This window comes from Caenispirillum bisanense (assembly GCF_900230255.1).
In the GTDB taxonomy this organism is placed as follows: Bacteria; Pseudomonadota; Alphaproteobacteria; order Rhodospirillales; family Rhodospirillaceae; genus Caenispirillum; species Caenispirillum bisanense_A.
This window is the reverse complement of record NZ_OCNJ01000023.1, coordinates 1-21,636: the sequence shown is the minus strand read 5'-3', so window position 1 is coordinate 21,636 and position 21,636 is coordinate 1. Positions and strand designations below refer to the sequence as shown.

The 21,636-nt window shown below is 66.5% G+C and carries 17 protein-coding genes and 1 pseudogene; 15 read left to right on the top strand and 3 right to left on the bottom strand.

Annotated elements, in window-relative coordinates:
• Window positions 1–291: pseudogene (locus tag CRP50_RS24325) on the top strand (alanine dehydrogenase); the annotation flags it as partial.
• A 24-nt stretch (window positions 292–315) separates the two neighbouring features.
• Window positions 316–1,806 (top strand): CoA-acylating methylmalonate-semialdehyde dehydrogenase, encoded by a 1,491-nt coding sequence (locus CRP50_RS24320; RefSeq protein WP_097281799.1) that lies wholly within the window; start codon window positions 316–318, stop codon window positions 1,804–1,806.
• Window positions 1,807–1,926: 120 nt separating this feature from the next.
• Here CRP50_RS24320 and CRP50_RS24315 read toward each other — a convergent pair whose 3' ends face one another.
• Window positions 1,927–3,201, bottom strand: coding sequence for a D-amino acid dehydrogenase (locus tag CRP50_RS24315; protein WP_097281798.1), 1,275 nt, complete (start codon window positions 3,199–3,201; stop codon window positions 1,927–1,929).
• A gap of 167 nt (window positions 3,202–3,368) precedes the next feature.
• Between CRP50_RS24315 and CRP50_RS24310 the strand changes: the two genes are divergently transcribed.
• The 3 genes from CRP50_RS24310 (at window position 3,369) to CRP50_RS24300 (ending at window position 8,441) form a co-directional block, all read left to right on the top strand.
• Window positions 3,369–4,844, top strand: a complete 1,476-nt coding sequence (locus CRP50_RS24310; RefSeq protein ID WP_097281797.1) for an NAD(P)H-hydrate dehydratase — start codon at window positions 3,369–3,371, stop codon at window positions 4,842–4,844.
• A gap of 41 nt (window positions 4,845–4,885) precedes the next feature.
• On the top strand, window positions 4,886–6,340 hold the full coding sequence (locus CRP50_RS24305; protein WP_097281796.1) for a malonyl-CoA decarboxylase: 1,455 nt from the start codon (window positions 4,886–4,888) through the stop codon (window positions 6,338–6,340).
• Window positions 6,341–6,464: 124 nt separating this feature from the next.
• Window positions 6,465–8,441, top strand: coding sequence for a bifunctional metallophosphatase/5'-nucleotidase (locus tag CRP50_RS24300; protein ID WP_097281800.1), 1,977 nt, complete (start codon window positions 6,465–6,467; stop codon window positions 8,439–8,441).
• 31 nt (window positions 8,442–8,472) lie between these two features.
• On the opposite strand, the gene CRP50_RS24295 is transcribed toward CRP50_RS24300, so the two are convergent.
• Window positions 8,473–9,030, bottom strand: coding sequence for a hypothetical protein (locus tag CRP50_RS24295; protein ID WP_141415254.1), 558 nt, complete (start codon window positions 9,028–9,030; stop codon window positions 8,473–8,475).
• A 309-nt stretch (window positions 9,031–9,339) separates the two neighbouring features.
• Between CRP50_RS24295 and CRP50_RS24290 the strand changes: the two genes are divergently transcribed.
• The 10 genes from CRP50_RS24290 (at window position 9,340) to CRP50_RS26595 (ending at window position 19,875) form a co-directional block, all read left to right on the top strand.
• Window positions 9,340–10,575 (top strand): tyrosine-type recombinase/integrase, encoded by a 1,236-nt coding sequence (locus CRP50_RS24290; RefSeq protein WP_176525339.1) that lies wholly within the window; start codon window positions 9,340–9,342, stop codon window positions 10,573–10,575.
• Window positions 10,576–11,181: 606 nt separating this feature from the next.
• Window positions 11,182–11,721: an SDR family oxidoreductase gene (locus tag CRP50_RS24285; protein WP_245913707.1), complete on the top strand. Its 540-nt coding sequence runs from the start codon at window positions 11,182–11,184 to the stop codon at window positions 11,719–11,721.
• Window positions 11,722–11,772: 51 nt separating this feature from the next.
• Window positions 11,773–12,108, top strand: a complete 336-nt coding sequence (locus CRP50_RS24280; RefSeq protein WP_097281792.1) for a glutamine amidotransferase-related protein — start codon at window positions 11,773–11,775, stop codon at window positions 12,106–12,108.
• Window positions 12,109–12,150: 42 nt separating this feature from the next.
• Window positions 12,151–12,414, top strand: a complete 264-nt coding sequence (locus CRP50_RS24275; protein WP_097281791.1) for a hypothetical protein — start codon at window positions 12,151–12,153, stop codon at window positions 12,412–12,414.
• A 403-nt stretch (window positions 12,415–12,817) separates the two neighbouring features.
• Window positions 12,818–13,351 carry a bacteriohemerythrin gene (locus CRP50_RS25360; RefSeq protein ID WP_141415253.1) on the top strand — a complete coding sequence of 178 codons (534 nt, stop codon included), beginning with the start codon at window positions 12,818–12,820 and terminating at the stop codon, window positions 13,349–13,351.
• Window positions 13,352–13,737: 386 nt separating this feature from the next.
• The gene (locus tag CRP50_RS24265) at window positions 13,738–15,750 is read left to right on the top strand and encodes a methyl-accepting chemotaxis protein (protein ID WP_097281789.1); all 2,013 of its coding nucleotides are present in this window, start codon (window positions 13,738–13,740) and stop codon (window positions 15,748–15,750) included.
• Between the two features lie 118 nt (window positions 15,751–15,868).
• Window positions 15,869–16,078 carry a hypothetical protein gene (locus CRP50_RS25355; RefSeq protein WP_141415252.1) on the top strand — a complete coding sequence of 70 codons (210 nt, stop codon included), beginning with the start codon at window positions 15,869–15,871 and terminating at the stop codon, window positions 16,076–16,078.
• A 17-nt stretch (window positions 16,079–16,095) separates the two neighbouring features.
• Window positions 16,096–17,064, top strand: a complete 969-nt coding sequence (locus tag CRP50_RS24260) for an ABC transporter substrate-binding protein (RefSeq protein ID WP_176525338.1) — start codon at window positions 16,096–16,098, stop codon at window positions 17,062–17,064.
• The gene (locus CRP50_RS24255; protein WP_097281787.1) at window positions 17,061–19,532 is read left to right on the top strand and encodes a putative bifunctional diguanylate cyclase/phosphodiesterase; all 2,472 of its coding nucleotides are present in this window, start codon (window positions 17,061–17,063) and stop codon (window positions 19,530–19,532) included. Before CRP50_RS24260 ends, CRP50_RS24255 begins: the two co-directional genes overlap by 4 nt.
• On the top strand, window positions 19,492–19,875 hold the full coding sequence (locus CRP50_RS26595) for an Hpt domain-containing protein (RefSeq protein WP_097281786.1): 384 nt from the start codon (window positions 19,492–19,494) through the stop codon (window positions 19,873–19,875). Before CRP50_RS24255 ends, CRP50_RS26595 begins: the two co-directional genes overlap by 41 nt.
• Window positions 19,876–20,348: 473 nt before the next feature.
• Here CRP50_RS26595 and CRP50_RS24245 read toward each other — a convergent pair whose 3' ends face one another.
• On the bottom strand, window positions 20,349–20,588 hold the full coding sequence (locus tag CRP50_RS24245; protein ID WP_416045223.1) for an ATP-binding protein: 240 nt from the start codon (window positions 20,586–20,588) through the stop codon (window positions 20,349–20,351).
• Window positions 20,589–21,636 lie beyond the last annotated feature (1,048 nt).

Below are 21,636 nucleotides of genomic sequence, written 5' to 3'. Positions count from 1 at the left end.
ACCTCCAAGCCGACCACCCACGCCGAGCCGACCTACATCGTCGACGACGTGGTGCACTACTGCGTCGCCAACATGCCGGGCGGCGTGGCGCGCACCTCGACCTTCGCGCTCAACAACGCCACCCTGCCGTTCGCGCTGGCGCTGGCGGACAAGGGCTGGCGGCAGGCGCTGGCCGACGACGCCCACCTGCTCGACGGCCTGAACGTGGCGCACGGCGAGATCACCCATCCGGCTGTCGCCGAAGCGCTCGGGTATGCGCTGACGGCGCCGCAGAAGGCCATCGCGGCCTAAGAAGACTTCTCAGGGAGGACCCCCATGGGTTTCATCGATCACAAGATTCCCGGCCGCAGCCCGACCACCGAAGGCTCCGGCACGCCCGTCTTCAACCCGGCCACCGGCGAGCAGAGCGGCTCCGTCGCCACCGCCACCCAGGCCGACGTGGACGCCGCCGTCGCCGCCGCCAAGGCCGCCTTCCCCGAATGGTCGGGCATGACGCCCATGCGCCGCGCGCGCGTCATGTTCAAGTACAAGCAACTGCTGGAAGACAACGCCGACCGCATCGCCCAGGCCATTTCGGCCGAGCATGGCAAGACACACGCCGACGCTCTCGGCGAGGTGCAGCGCGGGCTCGAGGTGGTGGAATTCGCCTGCGGCATCGCGCAGATGCTGAAGGGCGAATACTCCCGCGAGGTCGGCCCGTCCATCGACAGCTTCGCCAGCCGCGAGGCGCTGGGCGTCTGCGCCGGCATCACGCCGTTCAACTTCCCCGCCATGGTGCCGCTGTGGATGTTCCCCATGGCGCTGGCCTGCGGCAACACCTTCATCCTGAAGCCGTCGGAGCGTGATCCCTCGGCCAGCGTGCTGGTGGTCGAACTGGCGCATCAGGCCGGCGTGCCGGAAGGCGCGCTGGTGGTGCTGCACGGCGGCAAGTCAGCGGTCGACGGCCTGCTGACCCACCCGGACGTCGCCGCCATTTCCTTCGTCGGCTCGACGCCCATCGCCGAGTACGTCTATGCCACCGGCACCGCCCACGGCAAGCGCGTGCAGGCCCTCGGCGGCGCGAAGAACCACATGGTGATCCTGCCCGACGCCGACCTGGAGCAGGCCGCCGACGCCCTCATGGGCGCCGGTTACGGCTCCGCCGGCGAGCGCTGCATGGCCGTTTCGGTCGCCGTGCCGGTGGGCGAGGAAACCGCCGACCGGCTGGTCGAGAAGCTCGCCCCGCGGGTGCGCGCCCTGAAGATCGGCCCCTCCACCGACAGCGAGGCCGAAATGGGCCCGCTGGTGACCAAGCAGCACCTCGACAAGGTGTCGGGCTACATCGACGCCGGCGTGAAGGAAGGCGCCGACCTGGTGGTCGACGGCCGCGGCTTCCGCCTGCAGGGCTACGAGAACGGCTACTTCCTGGGCGGCACCCTGTTCGACCGCGTGACGCCGGAGATGACCATCTACAAGGAGGAAATCTTCGGCCCGGTGCTCAGCGTGCTGCGCGCCGGCTCCTACGAGGAAGCGGTGACGCTCATCAACAAGCACGAGTACGGCAACGGCACCGCCATCTTCACCCGCGACGGCGACGCCGCCCGCGACTTCGTGGCGCGCATCCAGGTGGGCATGGTGGGCGTCAACGTGCCGATCCCGGTGCCGGTCGCCTATCACAGCTTCGGCGGCTGGAAGCGGTCCATCTTCGGCAGCCACGGCATCTACGGGCCGGAAGGCGTGCACTTCTACACCAAGCTGAAGACGGTGACTTCGCGTTGGCCGACCGGCATCCGCGCCGGTGCGGCGTTCAATTTCCCGACCATGTAGGCCCGTCGGGATACCGGTGCGGCGGGGGACGGCATCCCCCCGCCGCCCGCACCTTCGGCCCGCGCCCCCCTCCCTCGGCGCGGGCCGCTTTGTGTTCGGGATTGGGCGCTCGCCCCCGGCTCAGAACCGGTCCAGCCCCAGGCCGCGCACGTCCACCTCGGGCTCCCGGCCGGAGACCAGATCCGCCACGATGCGGCCCGACCCGACGCTCATGGTCCAGCCGAGCACCCCATGGCCGGTGTTCAGGAACAGGTTGGGCAGCGGCGTGCGGCCGATGATCGGCACCGAGTCCGGCGTCTTTGGCCGCAGGCCGCACCAGCGTTCGGCCGTGTCGTAGTCGCCGGCGAGCGGAAACAGGCGGCGGGTGTTGCGGATGATGGTTTCCGCCCGGCGGTCGCGCAGGGTCGGGTCCCAGCCGGCCAGTTCGGCGGTGCCGGCGGCCCTCAGCCGGTCGCCGAGGCGGGAGTAGACCATCTTGAAGGCCCCGTCGGTCACCGAGACCAGGGGTGCGCCGGGCGCGTTGCCCGGCAGCGGGTCCTCGTCCACCGGCACGGTGATGGAATAGCCCTTGGCCGGGTAGATGGGCAGCTTCAGCCCGATGTCGCGGGCGAGCACCGGGCTCCAGCTGCCCAGCGCCAGCACGTAGGCGTCGGCGACGAAGGTGCCGGCGTCGGTGCGCACGCCGACCACATGCCCGGCCCGCTGCTCGATGGCCTCGATGGTGACGCCGAGGCGGAAGTCGACGCCGAAGCGCTCCGCCGCCAGCATGGCGAGACGGCGGGTGAACAGGTGAGCGTCGCCGCTCTCGTCGTCGGGGAAGTGGATGGCGCCGACCAGCGGGTCGGTGGCGTAGGTGAGCGCCGGCTCCAGGGTCAGCGCCTCCGGCCGGTCCAGCACCGCGCTGGCGAGGCCGTTCTCTGCCACCTCGGCGGCGAGCCGGCGGCCGGCGTCGAACGCGCGCTCGTCGTGGAAGACCTGCAGGATGCCGCGGGTGCGCTCGTCGTAGGTGATGCCGGTGTCGGCGCGCAATTGCTTCAGGCGCGCCCGGCTGTAGAGGGCGACGCGCAGCGCCCGCTCGGTGTTGAGCGCCGCCCGCCCCGGCGTGCAGTTGCGCAGGAAGCGCATGAGCCAGGCCCACAGGGCGGGGTCCCAGCGGGCCCAGCGGAACACCAGCGGCGCGTCGGGGTCGCCCATCCACTTCAGCGCCTGGAAGGGCGTGCGCGGCCCGGCCCAGGGCTCCACGTGGCTGGCCGAGATCTGGCCGCCGTTGGCGAAGCTGGTTTCCAGCCCGACGCCCGGCTGGCGGTCGACGACCGTCACCTCGTGCCCGGCCTCGGCCAGAAACCACGCCGCTGCGGTGCCGACCACGCCGGCACCCATCACCAGAACCTTCACGTCGCACCCCCGCTGCCGTCGTGGCCTCGCGTGCCCTGTCGGTTATAGACCCTTGCGGCGGTGGGCGAAAGCGTCGGCAACACTTTGAGGCATCAGGCCTTTGGCGGTGTTCCCTCGGGCCCGGCGCGGCGTTACCCTGGAGGCCGGACCGCAGGACGGAGGAGACCATGCACGCCGCCGATGCCGCCCTTCTGACGGTGGAGGAAATGGCCCGCGCCGACCGCGCCGCCGCCGCCCGCGGGGTGCCGACGCTGGCGCTCATGGAAGCTGCCGGGCACGCCGTGGCGCTGGCGGTGCGGCGACGCTTCCGCCGTCGGCCGGTGCTGGTCGCCTGCGGGCCGGGCAACAACGGTGGCGACGGATTCGTCGCGGCGCGGCGCCTGGCCGCCCGGGGGTGGCCGGTGACTGTGGCGCTGCTCGGCGATGCCGACCGGCTGACCGGCGACGCCCGCGCCATGTTCGAGCGCTGGCGCGGCCCCGTGGTGCCGCTGCACGCCGCCCTGCTGGAGTCGGCGCCGCTGGTGATCGACGCCCTGTTCGGCGCCGGCCTCTCCCGCGACCTGGAAGGCCCCGCCCGTGACGTGGTGGAGGCGGTGAACGCCCGCGGCCTCGACTGCGTGGCGGTGGACGTGCCCTCGGGCGTCGACGGCAACACGGGGCAGGTGCGGGGGGCGGCGCCGCGCTGCCGGCTCACCGTCACCTTCTTCCGCCGCAAGCCGGGACACGTGCTCTACCCCGGCCGCGGCCTGTGCGGCGAGCAGGTGGTGGCCGACATCGGCATTCCCGACGCCGTGCTGGGCGAGGAGGTGACGCCGAGCGTCTTCCTGAACGGCCCGTCGCTGTGGACCCTGCCGACACCCCGGCCGGAGGATCACAAGTACCGCCGCGGCCATGCGGTGGTGGTGGGCGGCGGCCACATGACCGGCGCCGGCCGGCTGGCGGCGCGCGGGGCACGGCGCATCGGCGCCGGCATGCTCACCGTCGCCTGCCCGGACGTCGCACGGCCCGTCTACCAGATGGACGCGCCGGGGAACATCGTGACGGCGGTGGAGGGGGCGGCGGATCTGGCGGAGATGCTGCGCGACGAGCGCTACAACGCCGTCCTGCTCGGGTCCGGCGGTGGCCGCGGGGCGCTGCTCGGCAGCATGGTGCTGGCGGCGCTGGAGACGGGCAGGGCGGTGGTGCTCGACGCCGATGCGCTGACCGGCTTCGCCGACGACCCGGCCGCCCTGTTCGACGGCATCACCGGGCCGACGGTGCTGACGCCCCACGCCGGCGAGTTCGCCCGTCTGTTCCCCGACCTGGAGGGTGACAGGCTCATGAAAGCACGCGCCGCCGCGCAACGATCGGGCGCCGTGGTGGTTCTCAAGGGACCCGACACGGTGATCGCCGCCCCCGACGGCCGCGTCGCCATCAACGCCGTGGCGCCGCCGACGCTGGCGACGGCCGGCACCGGCGACGTGCTGGCCGGCATGGTGCTCGGCCTGCTCGCGCAGGGCATGGCGGCCTTCGAGGCGGCGGCGGCGGCCGTGTGGGTGCATGGCGCGGCGGCGGCGACGCACGGGCCGGGACTGATCGCCGAGGACGTGCCGGAGGCGATTCCCGTTGTCCTCCGCGCGTTGGCGGGACACACTGAGGACTGAATGCCAACCCATTGGCTTCGCACGAGAAAGCAGGGAACGACATGACCGAGCAGACGGCGCCGAGCTTCTTCGAGCGGTTGAAGAACCTGACCACCCTGTGGCGCGACATCGCCTCGCCGGCGCGCATCGAGGCGCTGCCGCCCCTGCGCGCCGACCTGCCGGAGGACGACGCGGAGAAAGTCCGCGCCCAGATGCAGGCCTGCCTGGAGGGCCGCGGCGGCGACGTCTCCGCCCGCGCCCGCGCCGCCGAACTGGGCCGCGCCTTCCTGAGCCTGGATGCCCACGGCCGCGAACGCTTCCTGCGCATCATGGCGAGCGACTTCGACACCGACCACGGCGCCGTCATGGCCGCCTGCTCGGCCCTGTCGGCGGCCGAAACGGTGGAGGACCGCGCCCGCGCCGAACAGACCCTGCGGGCCCAGCTGGAAGCGCCGCGGGTGCGCCTGCTGACCCAGTTCAACGCCCTGCCGGACGGCGTGAAGTTCCTCGTCGACATGCGGGCGGAGCTGCTGCCGCTGGCCAAGAAGAACCACGATCTCAAGGGCCTGGAAGGCGACCTGAAGGCGCTGCTCATGTCGTGGTTCGACGTCGGATTCCTGGAGCTGCATCGCCTGACGTGGCAGAGCCCGGCGGTGATCCTGGAAAAGATCATCGCCTACGAGGCGGTGCACACCATCCACGGCTGGGACGACCTGAAGAACCGCCTGGACAGCGACCGCCGGCTCTACGCCTTCTTCCACCCGCGCATGCGCAACGAGCCGCTGATCTTCGTCGAGGTGGCGCTGGTCGACGGCATGGCCGGCCACGTCCAGCCGCTGCTCGACACCGACGCGCCGGTGATGGACCCGGTGAACGCCGACACCGCCATCTTCTACAGCATCAACAACGCCCAGCGCGGACTGGACGGCATCAGCTTCGGCAACTTCCTCATCAAGAAGGTGGTGGAGGAACTGAACCACGAGTTCCCCAACCTCAAGACCTTCGCCACCCTGTCGCCGATCCCCGGCTTCCGCGCCTGGATGGACGAACTGCTGGCCGAGGGCGAGCCCAACCTGCTCACCGCCGGCGAGCGCAAGGTGCTGACCGCCGCCTGCCGCCAACGCTTCGGCGAGGCCGAGGCGGTGGGCGCCAAGGGCGGCCTGAAGGCCCTGTTGGCGGTGCCCGACTGGCACGACGACCCGGTGGTGGAACAGGCCCTGCGGGCGCCGCTGCTGCGTCTGTGCGCCCGCTACCTGACGCAGGAGAAGCGGCCCGGTGGCGACGGCGTCGCCTCCCGCGCCCGCGATCCGGTGGCGCATTTCCACCTGTCCAACGGGGCGCGGGTGGAGCGGCTGAACTGGCTCGGCGACATCTCCGGCAAGGGCGTCAAGCAGGCTTACGGCCTGATGGTGAACTACCTATACAAGCTCAACGAGATCGAACGCAACCACGAGCAGTACAAGGGCCAGGGCAAGGTCGCGCTTTCCAGCGGCATCAAGGGGTTGATGAAGGAGTAGTAAGCGGCGGGAGCGACGGTGTCCGCTCCCGCGTTATATTACAGTAACAAAATATTCACGCCTGATCCCAAGAACAGTTGGCATCCTCTGCGGCCTGTTTCAGCGAGAGGAGCGGATCGTGTTCATGGGTGTTGTTCGCAAGTACTCCGGCTTGGCTGCCATTACCATGGCTTGCGCCGCCGCTTTCAGTCCTGCCAAGGCGGGTGACCTGGTCGCCGAGCGGCTGACCCCGAACCCCTATGGCGTCGTCGACACGCTCTACGGCCTGCGGGGGCCGGTGCTCGACGGCAAGCCGGTGCGCATTCTGCCGGCCGAGGGGGCGACGCTGCCGGCGCGCGTGCTGGAGTCCGGCGCCGAGCGGCGGCTGACGCTCTACCACTTCAACGACCTGCACAATTACCTGACCGAACCGCACGCCAAGCGCGGCGACACCCACCGCTTCGCCCAGATGGTGAAGACGGTGCGCGAGGCCCGCGCCGCGGCGGGCGAGGGCGAGGTGGTGCTGTTCCTGTCGGCCGGCGACGATCACACCGGCGGCATCTTCGACGAACTGACCGGCTTCACGCCGGATGCCTTCGTCGTCGACCCGGCCTACACCGCCTATACGCTGGCGGGCGTCGACGCGACGGTGCTCGGCAACCACGAGTTCGACCGCGGCGCGGCCATGCTCGCCCGCTGGATCGAGTCGGCGCCGCTGCTGCCGGTGGTTTCGGCCAACGTCGGCGGGTCGGAGGTGGTGCGATCCGGCGACCACTACCGCCCGGCCATGATCGCGGTCGTCGACGGCCTGCGCATCGGCATCCTGGGCCTGACGACGCCGGAAGACACCCGCCTCGGCACGCCCGAGAACGCCGGCCTCGCCGTCGCCAGCCCGCTGGAGACGGTGAAGGCGCTGCTGCCGCCGCTGGCCGAGGCGACCGACGTGGTGATCCTGCTCACCCACCTGGGCTACGGCGCGGGCACCGATCGCTCGGGCAAGGCCGGGGCCGAGCGCCGCATCGGCGAGGGCGACAGCGCCGTCGCCGAACTGGCCGGCTCGCTGGTCGACAGCCCGGTGATCCTGGTCGGCGGCCACACCCACACGGCGCTGAACGTCGACGGCCTGAAGGAGGTGTTCGGCGGCGTGCCGGTGCTGCAGGCGGGCGGCCACGGCAGCCACGTCGGCCGCTTCTCGGCCCGGCTGACCGCCGGCGACGCCGTCGCCATGGCCGACGCCGAAGCCGCGCTGATCGCGGTGAAGAAGTCCGACGCCCGCGTCCAGCCCGGCGACGAGAAGTACGCCGGCCTGCAGCACGAGGGCGACTGGGACGCCGGCTTCGAGACGCTGGTGATCGATCCGCTGCGGGTGCGGCTGGATCGCGTTCTGCAAGAGACCATCGCCGACCTCGCCGTCGGCGACGCGGTCTCCACCGACACCACCCTGGCCACCCGCTACGTCGCCGAGACGCCCATCGCCAACCTGATGAACGACCTGCTGGTGGCGCGCTCCGACAGCTTCCCCGGCGGCCGCGTCGACGTGGCGGTGTTCAACGCGACCGGCCTGGTGAAGGGCATTCCCGCCAGCGGGCCGCTCACCTTCGCCGACTGGTTCGCGGTGATGCCGTTCACGGATTCGGTGATCGTCGTCGACATGACCGGCGCCCAGATCCAGGCGATGCTGGACTCCAACGCCAAGCGCATCGTGCGGCCGGAAGAGGCCGGCGGCCTCGACCTCGCCGGCTACGTCAGCCGCGGCTTCCTGCACTTCTCGTCGGGCCTGCGCTACGCCATCGACCTCGGCGCGTCGACGGCCGAGGCGCGCGCGGTGGACGCCACCATCGGCGGCGTGCCGTTGGCGCAGGTGGCGGACCAGACCTTCCGGGTCGCCTTCGGCACCTACATCGGCAACGGCGGTTTCTCGGAAGCCTGGAACGGCCGCACCATCAGCGCCGGCGTGCCGGGCGACATCGTCGGCTTCGACCTGACCGCCCTGCCGCGCCATGATACCGGCCTCGTCTACCGCAACGAGGTGGTGGCGCAGATCCGTTCCGTCGGCACCCTGACGCCGGAGCACGGTGCCCGCCTCGACGGCCGCCTGAAGGTCAGCGGCGGAACCCACTGATCGCAGGCCTCCGGCCAACTGGGGGCGGTCTTCAAACGGTGGTTTCCGGATCACCGGGGACCGCCGGGGCGCCGCCCGCCTGCAGGCGCCGCCCCAGGGCGAACAGCGCCCGCGTCGCCCGGCCGGCGCCGGCAGGATCGGTCAGGACGGCGGCGAGGTGGATGCCCGCCGCCGTCGCCACTTCCGGCGGGATGCGGCCCGGTACCAGCCAGCGCGCGAGGCCGGGCTGCAGCGCGCCCCGCAGGCGGCGGTCGACCGTCGTGGCGAGGGCGTGCGGCGACGTGCCGAGCCACGACGCCATGGCAATACAGCCGGCAGCGAGGGCGGCCTCCAGGTCCGCGTCGTCGGCTTCGCCCAAGTCGGCACCGGCCATCTGCAGATTGACCCCCATGGCGCAATAGCACCACCACAGCAGGTGCGCCGCCGTATAGCCGGGATCGTGGACGTGCCGCAGCCGGGTGAGAAAGGCGCGGCGGCGACGCCCCCGCGTCGTGCGCCACCAGTGCGGCTCGAGCGCGAAGCGCAACCGCAGACCGCCGAGGGCTGGAGCCGGACCGCTCCCCGACGGCGGATCGTCCGCACTGTCCATGGGCTACCCCCGCGCCACAGGAAAGGCCGCCAAATGCTTGCTTTGGCGGCCTTTTCATCTGGTGCCGGCAGCAGGGTTCGAACCCGCGACCCCCTGATTACAAATCAGATTACATACCATCTCAGGGGTTCTCACGTCAGAACGTCGAGATCCTCTTAGGCGGCGGATATTGCTCGAAAAAGTCGGTCGTGGTATATGATGTTATATGCCGGGGTAACGTGGAAAGACAATCCTCCTGTTACCCCGGTGTTACCCCTGCGCTATCCTGACTCGGGCGCAGCTGTAGCCTCTTCGCCGAAGGAAGACACGATGGGTCGAGTGCTGACGATAAAGGCGGTCGAGGCTGCAAAGCCGACCGAGTGTCGCGTCGAGATCCCCGATGGGGGTCTGAAGGGACTTTACCTCGTGGTACAGCCGTCGGGAGTGAAGGGGTGGGCCCTGCGGTACCGGCACGCGGGCAAATCAAGAAAGCTGAGCCTGGGGCGATACCCGATCGTCGGCCTCGCGGATGCTCGTGAAAGAGCTACGGAAGCTCTCAAACTCCTCGATTCTGGTGTAGATCCGAGAACGCTGGGTGCCACTGCCTCCGCTGAGGCGGCGCCTGATGAGGGCCTGTTCGAGCAAGTGGTCGAACAATTTGTTGCAAAGCATGCCAAGAGAAAAAACAGGACTTGGGCCGAGACAGAGAGGATTCTCAAGCGTGAAGCCTTGCCCTATTGGGCTGAACGCAGCATAGAGCAAATCCTCAAACGGGATGTCATCGATCTCATAGATGCCATAGTCGACCGCGGTGCTCCGACCATGGCAAACCGCACTTTTGCGGCAATGCGGAAGTTCTTCGCATGGGCGGTAGAGCGGGACATGATCCCGTCCAGTCCTTGCAGTGGGCTGCGGCCCCCGGCACCGGAGGTGAAAAGAGATCGGGTCCTGTCGGAGATCGAACTCGTCGCAGTCTGGCGAGCCGCCGAGAGGCTGGGTCCGCCGTTCGGTCCGATGATCAAGCTTCTGATACTGACGGGCCAGAGACGCGATGAAGTGGCACGGGCACTCTGGAGCGAATTTGATCTCGCTGCGGCGATGTGGACCATTCCTGCGGCGCGGGCGAAGAACAACAGGGCTCATACGGTGCCCCTGTCACCCGAAGCGGCTGAGATCGTCCAGGCACAGCCCAGGATAGCCGCTTCCGGCAAGGGTGTCGGTGCCATCTGGTTATTCACGACCACCGGAGATACTCCTGTGTCGGGCTTCGGGCGAATGAAGAAGCGGCTGGATGAGGAAGTTGCGGCCCACTTGGCGGGGGAGCGGTTTGTTCCGCAGCCTCCTCTTCCCTGGCGATTGCACGACATTCGCCGGACAGTGGCCACCGGAATGGCAGCTCTCGGGGTGCAGTTACCCGTGGTCGAGCGGATTCTGAATCACACGAGCGGTTCTTTCGGGGGCGTCGTCGGCGTCTATCAACGGCATGAGTTCCTCGAAGAAAGGCGTGCCGCTCTGGAGGGATGGGCCCGGCACGTGGCTGCCCTGGTGGAGAGGGCGCCGAAATAACGCGTGCCAACGGGGTGTCATTGGATATTGCAATTTCTCCGCAAGTTTGAGATGGTTTATCTTGCCTGCTGGATTTGCACTCCGGCAGCGACGGGACGTCGCACAGGCTGGAGCGGTTTACCCTCACTTGCTGATGGGCACCGGGCAGATGGTTGAGCCGGCGCAGAGGCGCGAAAAGTCAAATGACGAGGCTCCGCCCGCTCCAGATTATCTGGCGGCTAGATGCTCGTCGTGCTGAGACGCCGGGTCGGCAGCACCGGTGTGCGTCACGCATCGCCCATCGCGTTGGCGCAGAGCCCATAGGTGCTCAATAATGTCGACGTTCATGCGTTCTACGGTGGCATCCGATTTCCCTGCCGCTCCTGAAGACGTGCTTGTGACCTCTGCCGTCGTCCGTCGGCGGTATGGCCAGATTTCCGATATGACCCTCTGGCGCTGGCTACGGGATCCCGTCGTAGGGTTTCCGCAGCCGCTGGTAATTCAGAGGCGGCGGTATTGGCGGGTCGCCGATCTTACTGCGTGGGAGGTCGGGCGGGCACGAGCCTCCGGTTGAGGCGAGGTGTTCCTTCCCCGTACTGTCGTGGGCTCGCCGCGATCCCGAAGAGCGTGGCGAGCCCGGTCGACATCCTGTGCGCCAACGCCGGCATGTTCCCGCAGACGAAGATGGTCGACATGGACCCCGCCGAGTGGGACTCGGTGATGGCGTGCAACCTCAAGAGCACCTTCCTCAGCGTCAACGCCTGCATCCCGTACTTCGAGACCGCCGGCACCGGCCGCGTCGTCGTGACCTCGTCGATCACTGGCCCGGTGACCGGGTTTCCGGGCTGGGCCCACTACGGCGCGTCGAAGGCCGGGCAGCTGGGCTTCCTGAAGACGGCGGCCATGGAACTGGCGCGCTACGGCACGACCATCAACGCCGTCATGCCCGGCTACATCGTGACGGAAGGCCTGGAAGGCCTGGGCGAGGACTACCTGGCGACCATGGCCGCATCCATCCCGCTCAAGCGCCTGGGACGGGTAGAGGACATCGCCCATGCGGCGCTCTTCCTCGCGTCGGAGGAAGCCGCGTACATCACCGGCCAGACCATCGTCGTCGACGGCGGGCAGATCCTGCCGGAATCGCTCGAAGCCATCGCGAGCATCTGATGTGCCCCCCTTCAAACGCCGTGCAAGACGCGGTCGGTCGAGTACGCCGACATGTTCGAGCGGTGGCTTACTCCTGTGTTGCCCGAGGCGTCGGCCAGCCGGGCGTGGTTCCGCGACAGCGCGCCGCTGCCCGCGCCGGAGACGGTGGACGCTGTGCTCATCACAGGTTCGCGCTGCGGCGTCTATGACGGGCGTGCGTGGATCGATGTCTTGAGAGATCAGGTGAACGGCTACGTGACGGCTGGAAAGCCCGTGGGCGGCGTCTGCTTCGGCCACCAGATCATGGCGGAAGCCTTCGGCGGTCACGTGGAAAAATCCGATCGGGGATGTGGAGTCGGACGCCATGTTCATCCCCTGCCGCCGACGGGACAGCGGCTCTTCGGGTAGGCCACCGGCATCGCTGCCCTGTCATTCCACCAGGACCAGATCATGCGCCTGCCGACGGGGGCCGAGGTCTTGCTGGAGACGGACCACTCGCCCTATGGCGGCGTCCATTACGCCGGACGCCGGGCCATATCGTTGCAGTTCCACCCCGAGTTCGAGCCGGGCTACGTCCGCGCTCTTCTGGAAACAGGCGTCGGCCCCGGGGCTGACCATCCAAAGACGGCCGAGGCGCTCGGAACGCTCGCCGAGCCGCTGGATGGCGCTGCGGTGGCGACCGCCTTCGCGGCGGTCCTTCGGCAGGAGGGTTGAACGGCGTCTCCGCGCAGAGACTGCCATTCGCTTCCCGCGGCCTTGGCCGCAGCAGTTCGCTGCATGCCGCTCATGGAGATGGCCTGGGCTCCGGCGGCCCCCTCCCCCCGGTTCTACAATAGTCGGAACCTGCCGCCGCTGAGCTGAGTTTTGTATTTCCTGCTCCCGTGCTACGGGTTCACTCTGGCCAAACGTCTATACTTTGCTCTCTGCCGATGGTCAGGTTCCGTCGGCGGCTTTAATCAATTAAACTTAATATACTAGATAACTGGCTGCCGAGCCGGATCCCGCTTGCACAGGAATTCCAAGCCAAAGGCGGAAAGCAAACCAAGCGAGCCTCCGCTGCGGCGGCATCGCACATGGTGCTCGTCGCTGCCAGGGCGAAACCGCGAAGGAGCTTAGCATGGCGACCACCTTTGACAGCGCACAGTATCTCGGTCGTCTTGCAGAGACAATGGGACTGGGGCCGCTCTCGGTTTCGGATCGTCTGTTAGATGATCACCACAGGCGTCTCCTCTCGTGTCTCATCAGATGCAGCGAAGCGGCGAACCGGTGGGATGCCGCTCCAGAGACCATCGTGATGCAGCTCGAGGAATATCTGGACGCTGAGAGGCAGCACTTTATGGAGGAGGAGGCTTTGCTTCGCGAGAGCGGATACGTTGCCGTAGACACTCACGCGGAAGACCATGGCGCATTGGCGAAGCGAGGGCGACTGCTCGTGGCCGCCGTGGAACGCGGCGACATGTCTGCCGAAGCAGCTGTTCTTGGTCTCGCCAGCAACTTCGTCGACCACGTTCTTCGGGACGATCTGCTATTCAAGAGCCATCTGGAGTTTCGTGGTCAGATGCCGCGGTTCCGAGGGGTCGAACGCAGCCTCCGACGTGGGGCCGCGGGTGGTATGAGGGCGTCACGACCGACCCTTGAAGGAAAGCCATGATAGATGGCCATCATCCCGTTCCCAAATGCGCGTCGGCCGGGACTGACGGCCGGTCCTCCGGCGGCCGGCGGATGTGTTCAGGTGGACCCTCGGGCTGAAGAGGCCAGGCAGATCCTAGCGCGGGCGACATGCGAGCTGGCCGTTGTCGCCGATGGTCTACGCGCGTCAGCGGATACTCTCGGGGTCGTCATCGATGCCATGCGGCGGGTCTCCGCCGAAGGGAAGCTCGTCCTGGAGGTTATAGAGGCAGGTGATATCGCCGCAATGGAGCGGCTGCGCGATCATCTTTCCGAACAACGAAAAACGAAGTGGTAGGTCCGACTGAGACTTGGGCGGTCAAGTAGCCGCCACCTGAGTGGTCGGACGGCCTCGTAGAGGGGGAAGGCATGACATTCCTGAACAATGTGCGCATCGTCCGCAAAATCGGGGGCGGGTTCGCGGTGGTACTGGTGCTGTTGATCGCGGTCGCCGCCGTTGGGATCTTCAGCCTGAGTTCTATCGACAGAGACTTCGGCCAATACCGCGGCCTCGCCCGTGAAACCAACGAGGCGGGCCGGGTGCAGGCGAACATCCTCGACATGCGCCTCGGGATGAAAATCTTCATTGAGAAGGGGGATCAGGCGTCCATCGACCAAGTGAACCAGCGGCGCGAGACCCTGAAGCAAGTCATTGATGACCTCGAAGGTGTAGCAATCGACGCCGGCACCAAGGAAGTCGTCGGTCGTTTGCACGATGACGTAAACGCTTACAAGGCCGCCTTCGATCAAATCACTGCCTTGCAGGCGCATCGCAACGACGTCGTCACCGGCGTCCTCAACGCCAAAGGCCCCGAGATCGAGCGCGCCCTGACCCAGATCATGGAAAGCGCCAACCGCGACGGCGACGTCGAGGCGGCCTACCTCGCCGGCATGGTGCTGCGCCGCGTGATGCTCGTCCGGCTCTATGCCAACCGTTTCCTGCTCGATAATTCGCAGGAGGCTGCGGATCGCGTTAAGACGGAAGGTGAGGCATTTTCAAAGGATGCCACGGACCTGCGGAACCGGCTGCAGAACCCGGAGCGCCGCCGCCTCGCGGGCGACGTGATCGACCTCAAGGACGCCTATCTCTCCGGCTTTTCCGACGTCGCGGCGACGATCACCAAGCGCAACGACATCATCGCAGGCACGCTCGATGTAATCGGGCCCCGCATGGCGGCGGCGATCGAGGACGTGAAGCTCAACGCGAAGACACAGCAGGACAGGCTTGGCCCGCAGGTTGTGTCCGTCATCCAGACCGCGAACCTGACGAGCGCCATCGGGTCGCTCGTCGCCCTGATCCTCGGAGCGGCAGCCGCTTACTTGATCTCCACCGGCATCACGCGTCCGGTCGGAGCCCTTTGTGCCGCGATGGCGCGCCTCGCGAACAAGGACATGGCGGCCGAGGTGCCGGCCACGTCGCAGAAGGACGAGGTCGGCGACATGGCGCGCGCGGTTCTCGTGTTCAAGGAGAATATGATCCGGGCCGACCAACTGGCGGCGGCGCAGGAAAGGGAGCGTGCCGCCCGGGAAGCGCGCGCCAAGCGGATCGAGGAGCTGAATGCGGGCTTCGACGGAGCCGTCGGCGAGGTGCTTACGACGGTGACAGCGGCGACAGGGCAGCTCAACTCCGCCGCCCAGAACATGTCGTCGATCGCAGAGGAGACGCAGCGTCAGGCCTCCGCTGTCGCCGCAGCGTCCGAACAGGCTTCGGCCAACGTGCAGACGGTGGCCGCCGCGGCGGACGAACTGTCGGCGTCGATCAGCGAGATCGCCCGCCAGGTCGAGCATTCATCCAAGATATCCCGAGACGCCAAGGAGGCAGCTGATCACACGGGCCGGATCGTCGCCGGCCTTGCCGCCGCCGTCGACAAGATCGGCGAAGTAGTGAACATGATCACCGACATCGCCGATCAGACCAATCTGCTGGCTCTCAACGCGACAATCGAGGCGGCGCGTGCAGGGGATGCCGGCAAGGGCTTCGCCGTCGTCGCCAACGAAGTCAAAAGTCTCGCGACCCAGACGGCCAAGGCCACGGAAGACATCTCGCGGCAGATCGGCGAGGTACAGACCGAGACTTCCAAAGCGGTCTCCGCCATCGGCGACATCACCCGGACCATCGAGGAAGTGAATGCGGTCGCTTCGGCCATCGCGTCGGCCGTGGAAGAACAGAACGCCGCCACCGGTGAGATCGCCCGGAACGTACAAGAGGCGTCGCAGGGCACCGCCGAGGTCTCCTCCAACATCACTGGCGTCACCCAGGCAGCTGGAGAGGCTGGGTCGGCCTCGACGCAGGTTCTGCAGGCGTCGGAGATGATGGCGAAGAAGGCGGATCACCTGCGCGGTCTCGTGCAGCGCTTTCTAGATGACATCCGAGCCGCGTAATTCCCGGTTACCCGGAGGCTGGCCGTGTCGGCCTCCGGAGCCGCGAGCGAGACCTGGCACGACGTATGCTCATAAGCCTGTACTTGATGCGGTAATTCGCAAAATGCAGGAGGTTCCGATGACCGGTCAGCATCACCAAGACGAGTTGGAACACGCGATGGATCTCGGCATTCGCGCTGCCGAAGCGATCATCGCCGGGACCTCGGAACAACGCGGTCCGATCGCCTGCCCCTTCGAGCCTGGAAGCCGAGCAGAACTCGTCTTCTGGAGATCCTTCCGCTATCGCAAGGAACTGCCTTTGGAAGGCGAGGCCGCAGGCGTTCGATGACCGGCACACCTACATCCATGGCACTCTCGAAGGGTGCGGGGCGCTGGCAAAGCATTTTTGCTGGAGTATCCCTTGTTCTTGCCGTTTCCGCCTACGGTCTCGCCGCGGCATTGCCCGATCCGGAGCACCCGCTGCGGATCGGGCGGAACGGCTGGACCGGCTACGAACCGCTTTCGGTCGCTGAGGAAGCCGGCGCCCTCGACCGCCGCCGCGTCGCGGTGATCGACCTGCCGGCCACCACCGACGTGCTTCGCGCACTGCGTGACGGCGTGCTCGATGGGGCGGCACTCACACTCGACGAAGCATTGACCGCCGAGGCCGCAGGAGTGGACCTCGTCATCGTCGCCGTGGTCGACGTTTCCATGGGCGGCGACGTCGTCATGGCTCGTGCGGACCTGCAAAGTCTCGTTGGCGCTCGCGTCGCCTTCGAGGGCAAGGCGCTGGGGGCCTACATGGTGGGGCGCTTCCTGGAAGAGCGGGGGCTCGCCCTGACGGATGTTCTCCTCGTCGAAGCGCCGGTGGACCGCCATCAGCATCTCCTGCAGACCGGCGAGGTGGACGCTGCCGTGACCTTCGAGCCCTACGGCACGGCGCTCGCTCGCGAAGGCTACGTTCAGGTCTTCTCGTCTTGGGAAATACCCGGCGAGATCGTCGACGTCCTCGCGGTGCGGGCGGATGCGTCAGCCACTCACGCGGAGGCGGTGGAGCACCTGAAGGGTGCTTGGGAACTTGGGCGCAGTGGCATCGTGTCGCGGGACGCGGAGGTTTTGGGGGGCATTGCAGCCCGTCAAGGTCTGGCTGCAAGCGATGTGGCCGACGCCCTCGATCTTCTGGAATTCCCCTCGTCCTCGGAGAGCGATGCGATGCTCTCGGAAAACTCGCCGCTGCGCGAGGTCGCACAAAACCTGTGGGACTGGCTCGTGCTGCGTGACGTGGCGGCACCGGGCCCTCTTCCCGACATCTTCGCTCCTGCGAAAGGTGAATGATGCTTCGCGCCCTGTTGTCCCGGTTTCCCCTCACGCTGCAGGTGGTTCTGGCGCTGATGGTGCTCGGCGGCGGCTCATTGGGACTCATCGCCGCCGCGGCGTGGTGGCAAACCGTGGGGGAGGTCCGGCAGACGGCGGTCCGGCACGTGATGAGCAGCCTGCATGCATCGCACGTGCGGGTGTCGCGGTCCTGGCAGGCCGGCGTGGTCACTCCTTCTGACGCCTTGTTCGCGGTGCCGCCCCCGGGGGCGGTCGCCGACCTCGAGATCCTGATCGACGACGAGGGGATAATCCTTGCGAGCTCTCGCCGCACATGGATCGGGAAGTCGGCGGATGCTCTGCCGGGCGTCCTGGGGCTACCGCGAGACATCCTCGATACCGCGTCGGCTTTGCAGATCGATGAGGTTGAAACCTTTACCGTCGGGCGCCTTCCCGTCTGCCGCATCGAAGATGGGCATCTGTCGCGCCGGTCCTGTCTCACGCTTGTGTACGTGCACGACACTGCGCCGCGATGGCAGGCCGCCGTGCACGCCCGGTCTCAGGAAATGCTGGTGCTGACCGGCACCGTGATTTCCATGTCGCTTGTGTGCTGGTGGCTGATCGGCCTGTCGGTGACGGCGCCAACGACGCGGATCGTGGAGGCCACAGGCCGGTTCCGCCGAGGCGATCGGACAGCCCGTTGCCGTCTCGCGGGTCGGGACGAACTGGCGGGAATAGGCCGCGCAATAGACGACGCCTTCGATGAAATCGCGGCATCCGAGGTGCGGCTGCGCCTGCTGGAGAGCGCGGTTACGCAGACGGCCAATGGCGTGGTTCTGACGGACATCGACGGCATCGTCGTTTTCGCAAATGCCGCTGTCGAGCGCATGAGCGGGTATCGCCGCGAGGATCTTGTCGGCCGCCACGTCAGTCGCTTGCGGCCTGGCGATCTTTCCGACGAGGCGTCGGAGGCTTTGTGGAGCACGATCCGCCGCGGCGAGTCATGGAACGGCACCTTCCGCAACCGTGGCCGCGACGGCACAGTCTACTGGGAGCGGGTCGTCATTTCGCCGGTGCGCGGCCCGGACGGCGATGTCACCCATTTCCTCGCGATCAAGGAAGACATCACCGAACAGGTCGAGAGCCGGGAGCGGCAGGCATACGACGAGACGCATGATCGCATGACCGGCCTCGCCAACCGCGTGCTGGCGGAACGGGCGCTGACCGAAGCTTTGGCCAGCGGCGGACTTGTCGGCATCGTTCATCTCGACGTCGCGAGTATGGGGCGCCTCAACGAAGCCAAAGGCTATGATGCCGGTAACCGGCTGATCGGCCACGTGGCTGAAAAACTGCGGCGGCTGGCGGCTGCCACGCCGGCAGATACCGACGGGCGACCGCTTGCGGCCCGGGTTGGAGGGGACGAGTTCGTCCTGGTGGTCCCAGGCCTGACCGCGCCTGCCGAGGCGGAGACCTGGGCGCAGAGGGCTCTTGCAGCATGCGCCGGCGATCCTGTCATCCTGGAGGACGGCACCACCGTGACACCCACGCTCCGGGCCGGCATCGTCGTGGCACCGCGCGACGGTGACGATGCGGCAACGCTCCTTGGCGAAGCCTACTTCGCCGCAGCGCGGGCCAAGGATAGCGGCGGGCTGCCCTACCGCTTGTTCGACCGCGACCTCGACCGCCGCATCCGTCATCTCTACGAGTTGGAGACGAGCCTGAAGAAGGCGGTCTACCGGCAGGAAATCGAAATCCACGCGCAACGTTTCGTGGCGGCAGCGACGGGTGACGTGGTCGGTGCCGAACTCCTCATCCGGTGGCGCCGACCAGAGGGTCTGGTGTCGCCGGCGGACTTCATTCCGCTGGCCGAGCGCTGCGGCGCGATTGTGGAGATCACCGACTGGCTCATGCGCGAGGCAGCGGCGACATCGCAGGAGCTGAACCAGGCCCTCGGTCGGCGGATTCCGTTGGCCGTCAATGTCAGTCCGGTGGAGTTCAGCGGCACCGGGCTGCTTGAGCGTATGGAAACCCTGCTACTCCTGTTCCCGGACGCAAGTCTGGAAGTCGAGGTCACCGAAGGCGTCTTCGCAGGCGACAAGGCGATGGCATCGGACATCCTAGGGGTGCTTGGAGCGATGGGTGTGCCGCTCGCCATCGACGACTTCGGCACCGGCTACTCGTCGCTGAGTTACCTGCGCGACCATCCCTTCACCAAGCTGAAGATCGATCGCTCCTTCATTATCGACGCGCCGACCCAGCCCCGTCACCGCAACATCGTGGCGGCGACGGTGGCACTGGCTCATTCCCTGGGCCTGAAGGTGACAGCGGAGGGAGTCGAAACCGAGGAGCAGGCGGAAGTGCTGCGCGCGATGGACGTCGACTACATCCAGGGCTACCTCTTCGGCAAGCCGCAGCCGATCGCAGACTTCGTTGCCGAGCTCCGCCAGGATGCCGAAGGCATCGAAGGCCCGAGGCGGCAGGGCGGGTGACCTGGGATATGTCGAGGTGAAGCACGAAATGTCTCAGGACCTATTACACCTTTTTGCCGACGAGTTCTGGTGCAGCAGCGGAGGAGATGGTGCTGAGTTGTGGCGGGCTCTCAATGCCCACGACTGGGCAGCTCTCCTGCAAATATCGCATAAGCTGAAGGGGACGGCGGCGATTGTCGGGGCACCAGGAGTGGCCAAGGTGGCTGCCGAGTTGGAGGACCATATTATCCTAGGTTTGCCTAAGGGGGGAGTGGACGGCGCGCTTGTAGGAAAACTGATCGAAAAGATATGTGACGCTATGCTAAGTATTGATGGCGCGGTAAATTCCCGTGCTCGAAGGTGATGGCCGCGCGTGATTGCTTGCTGTCGTTAGTAGATATTAATGCCCTATAATTGGCGTTCAGAGCGGAGTTTTATTTTTGGCGAAGGATATGGATAATTAAATATTACAGTAAAACTATTTTATAAATATAAACGGTCTTTTCAATTGCGGTTTTAGTTTGAAAATATAAAATAGAATAAACATCATAGATAATAAATAAATTTTCCATGCCCGGTAATAATAGAAACTAAAATACGCTTATATAGTGGAAAAATCTTTGCGGAGAAGAGAGGTTTCTGTCAATGAGGCGAATATAGTTTGCCGGTTTTTGGGGATGTAATTTGCCTTATCATGTTTGATAGAGCGGAATATCAAGGTGATCTGGAATACTCATAGATCACGACAGAAATGGTCGGGTGGGCGGTCCTGTCAACGCCACCTGAACTTTCCCCGAATGTGGCGCGCGAAATTACCCCACATTGAAGATCCGGTGATCAGCCGGGGTGGTGATCGGGCACCCTGTTCTTTGGTGGGCGGCCGCGGCGTTTCGCCGGCGCGGCGTGCGCCGACGTTTGCGGCCGAACCAGGCTGTTCTCAGGGATCAGGCCAGCGTGCTGACGGAGGCGATAACTGGCGCCGTCGATCTGGATGACGATGGCGTGGTGCAGCAGGCGGTCCAGCAATGCCGTGGCGGCCGGCGTGGCACCAGCATAGCCGATGTTGGCATAGTGCAAAGGGATGAGAGGCTTGGGGCGGCTACCTGTAGTCGCACTGGATGCCGGCGGAGCCGGCGGGAACACGCCGCACCTGGTGGTCCTGGGCGCCCGGCGGCCGACGGTCGCACCAGATGCCGGCGGAGCCGGCAGAGGACACCACTGCCCAGGAGGACCGGGGCGGAACGGCCGGCCATCCAGAGCCGGTGAAGGAGCACGTCCTACATTGGCACCGCAGGGGTGAGGCGCCGCGGCCTTCGTCCGCCGCGCTTCGACGGGGAGCACTGGAGGCTCACGCTGCAGGGAGGCCGAAGCCCTTGGACCACCTAACAAAACTGCCATCGCACGCCTCAAGAAGGGACTGGGATCCATCTCCCGGGCGAAAGGTCTGCGTGTGACATCTGGAAAAATGTCACATCCGATGTCACGCCGAATGTCACACCCTAACCCCTTATATTACCTCCTCTTTTTAGATGATGTGACATCGTGACATTGATTCCCGGCACACACGCTATCTCGGACCCAAACATGTACGAGCGTACTAATGCTATCCAGCTGGCTATAGTTCTCAATGCTACGCGGATGCGTGTTCTGCCTCTATATGGCTCGTGGGGGTGGGAGGCGATCTCACAATGTCACATCGCCCGGAAATGGCGGAATTCTGCGGGTTATAGCCCCGTGAAAGTGTGACATCGGGAAATGACACACCCATCAGATGTCACATTTCCCGCCGCCGGGCCCACCTGGATCCCTCCAGCCGTCAGGCCCACCCCTCCCTGCAGCGCGAGCCCCACCTCCTCCCGTCTGCCGAAGGCCTGGTACCCCTCGACGAAGCGCGGCGGACGAAGGCCGCGGCGCCTCACCCCTGCTGTGCCTGGGTAAGACGCATCTCTCGTCGGCCCTCCAGGGCCGTAGGCCGCCCCCAGACCCAGCCGGTAGGGGTTACTTCCGCCGGCTCCGCCGGCACCTGTCCCACTAGGCCGTAGACTCATAAGCTCTTGCACCAGAGCCTGGCTGCCACGAGCTTTACGGCTGCGAGGTAGTTCTCCGGGCGCTTGTCATAGCGCGT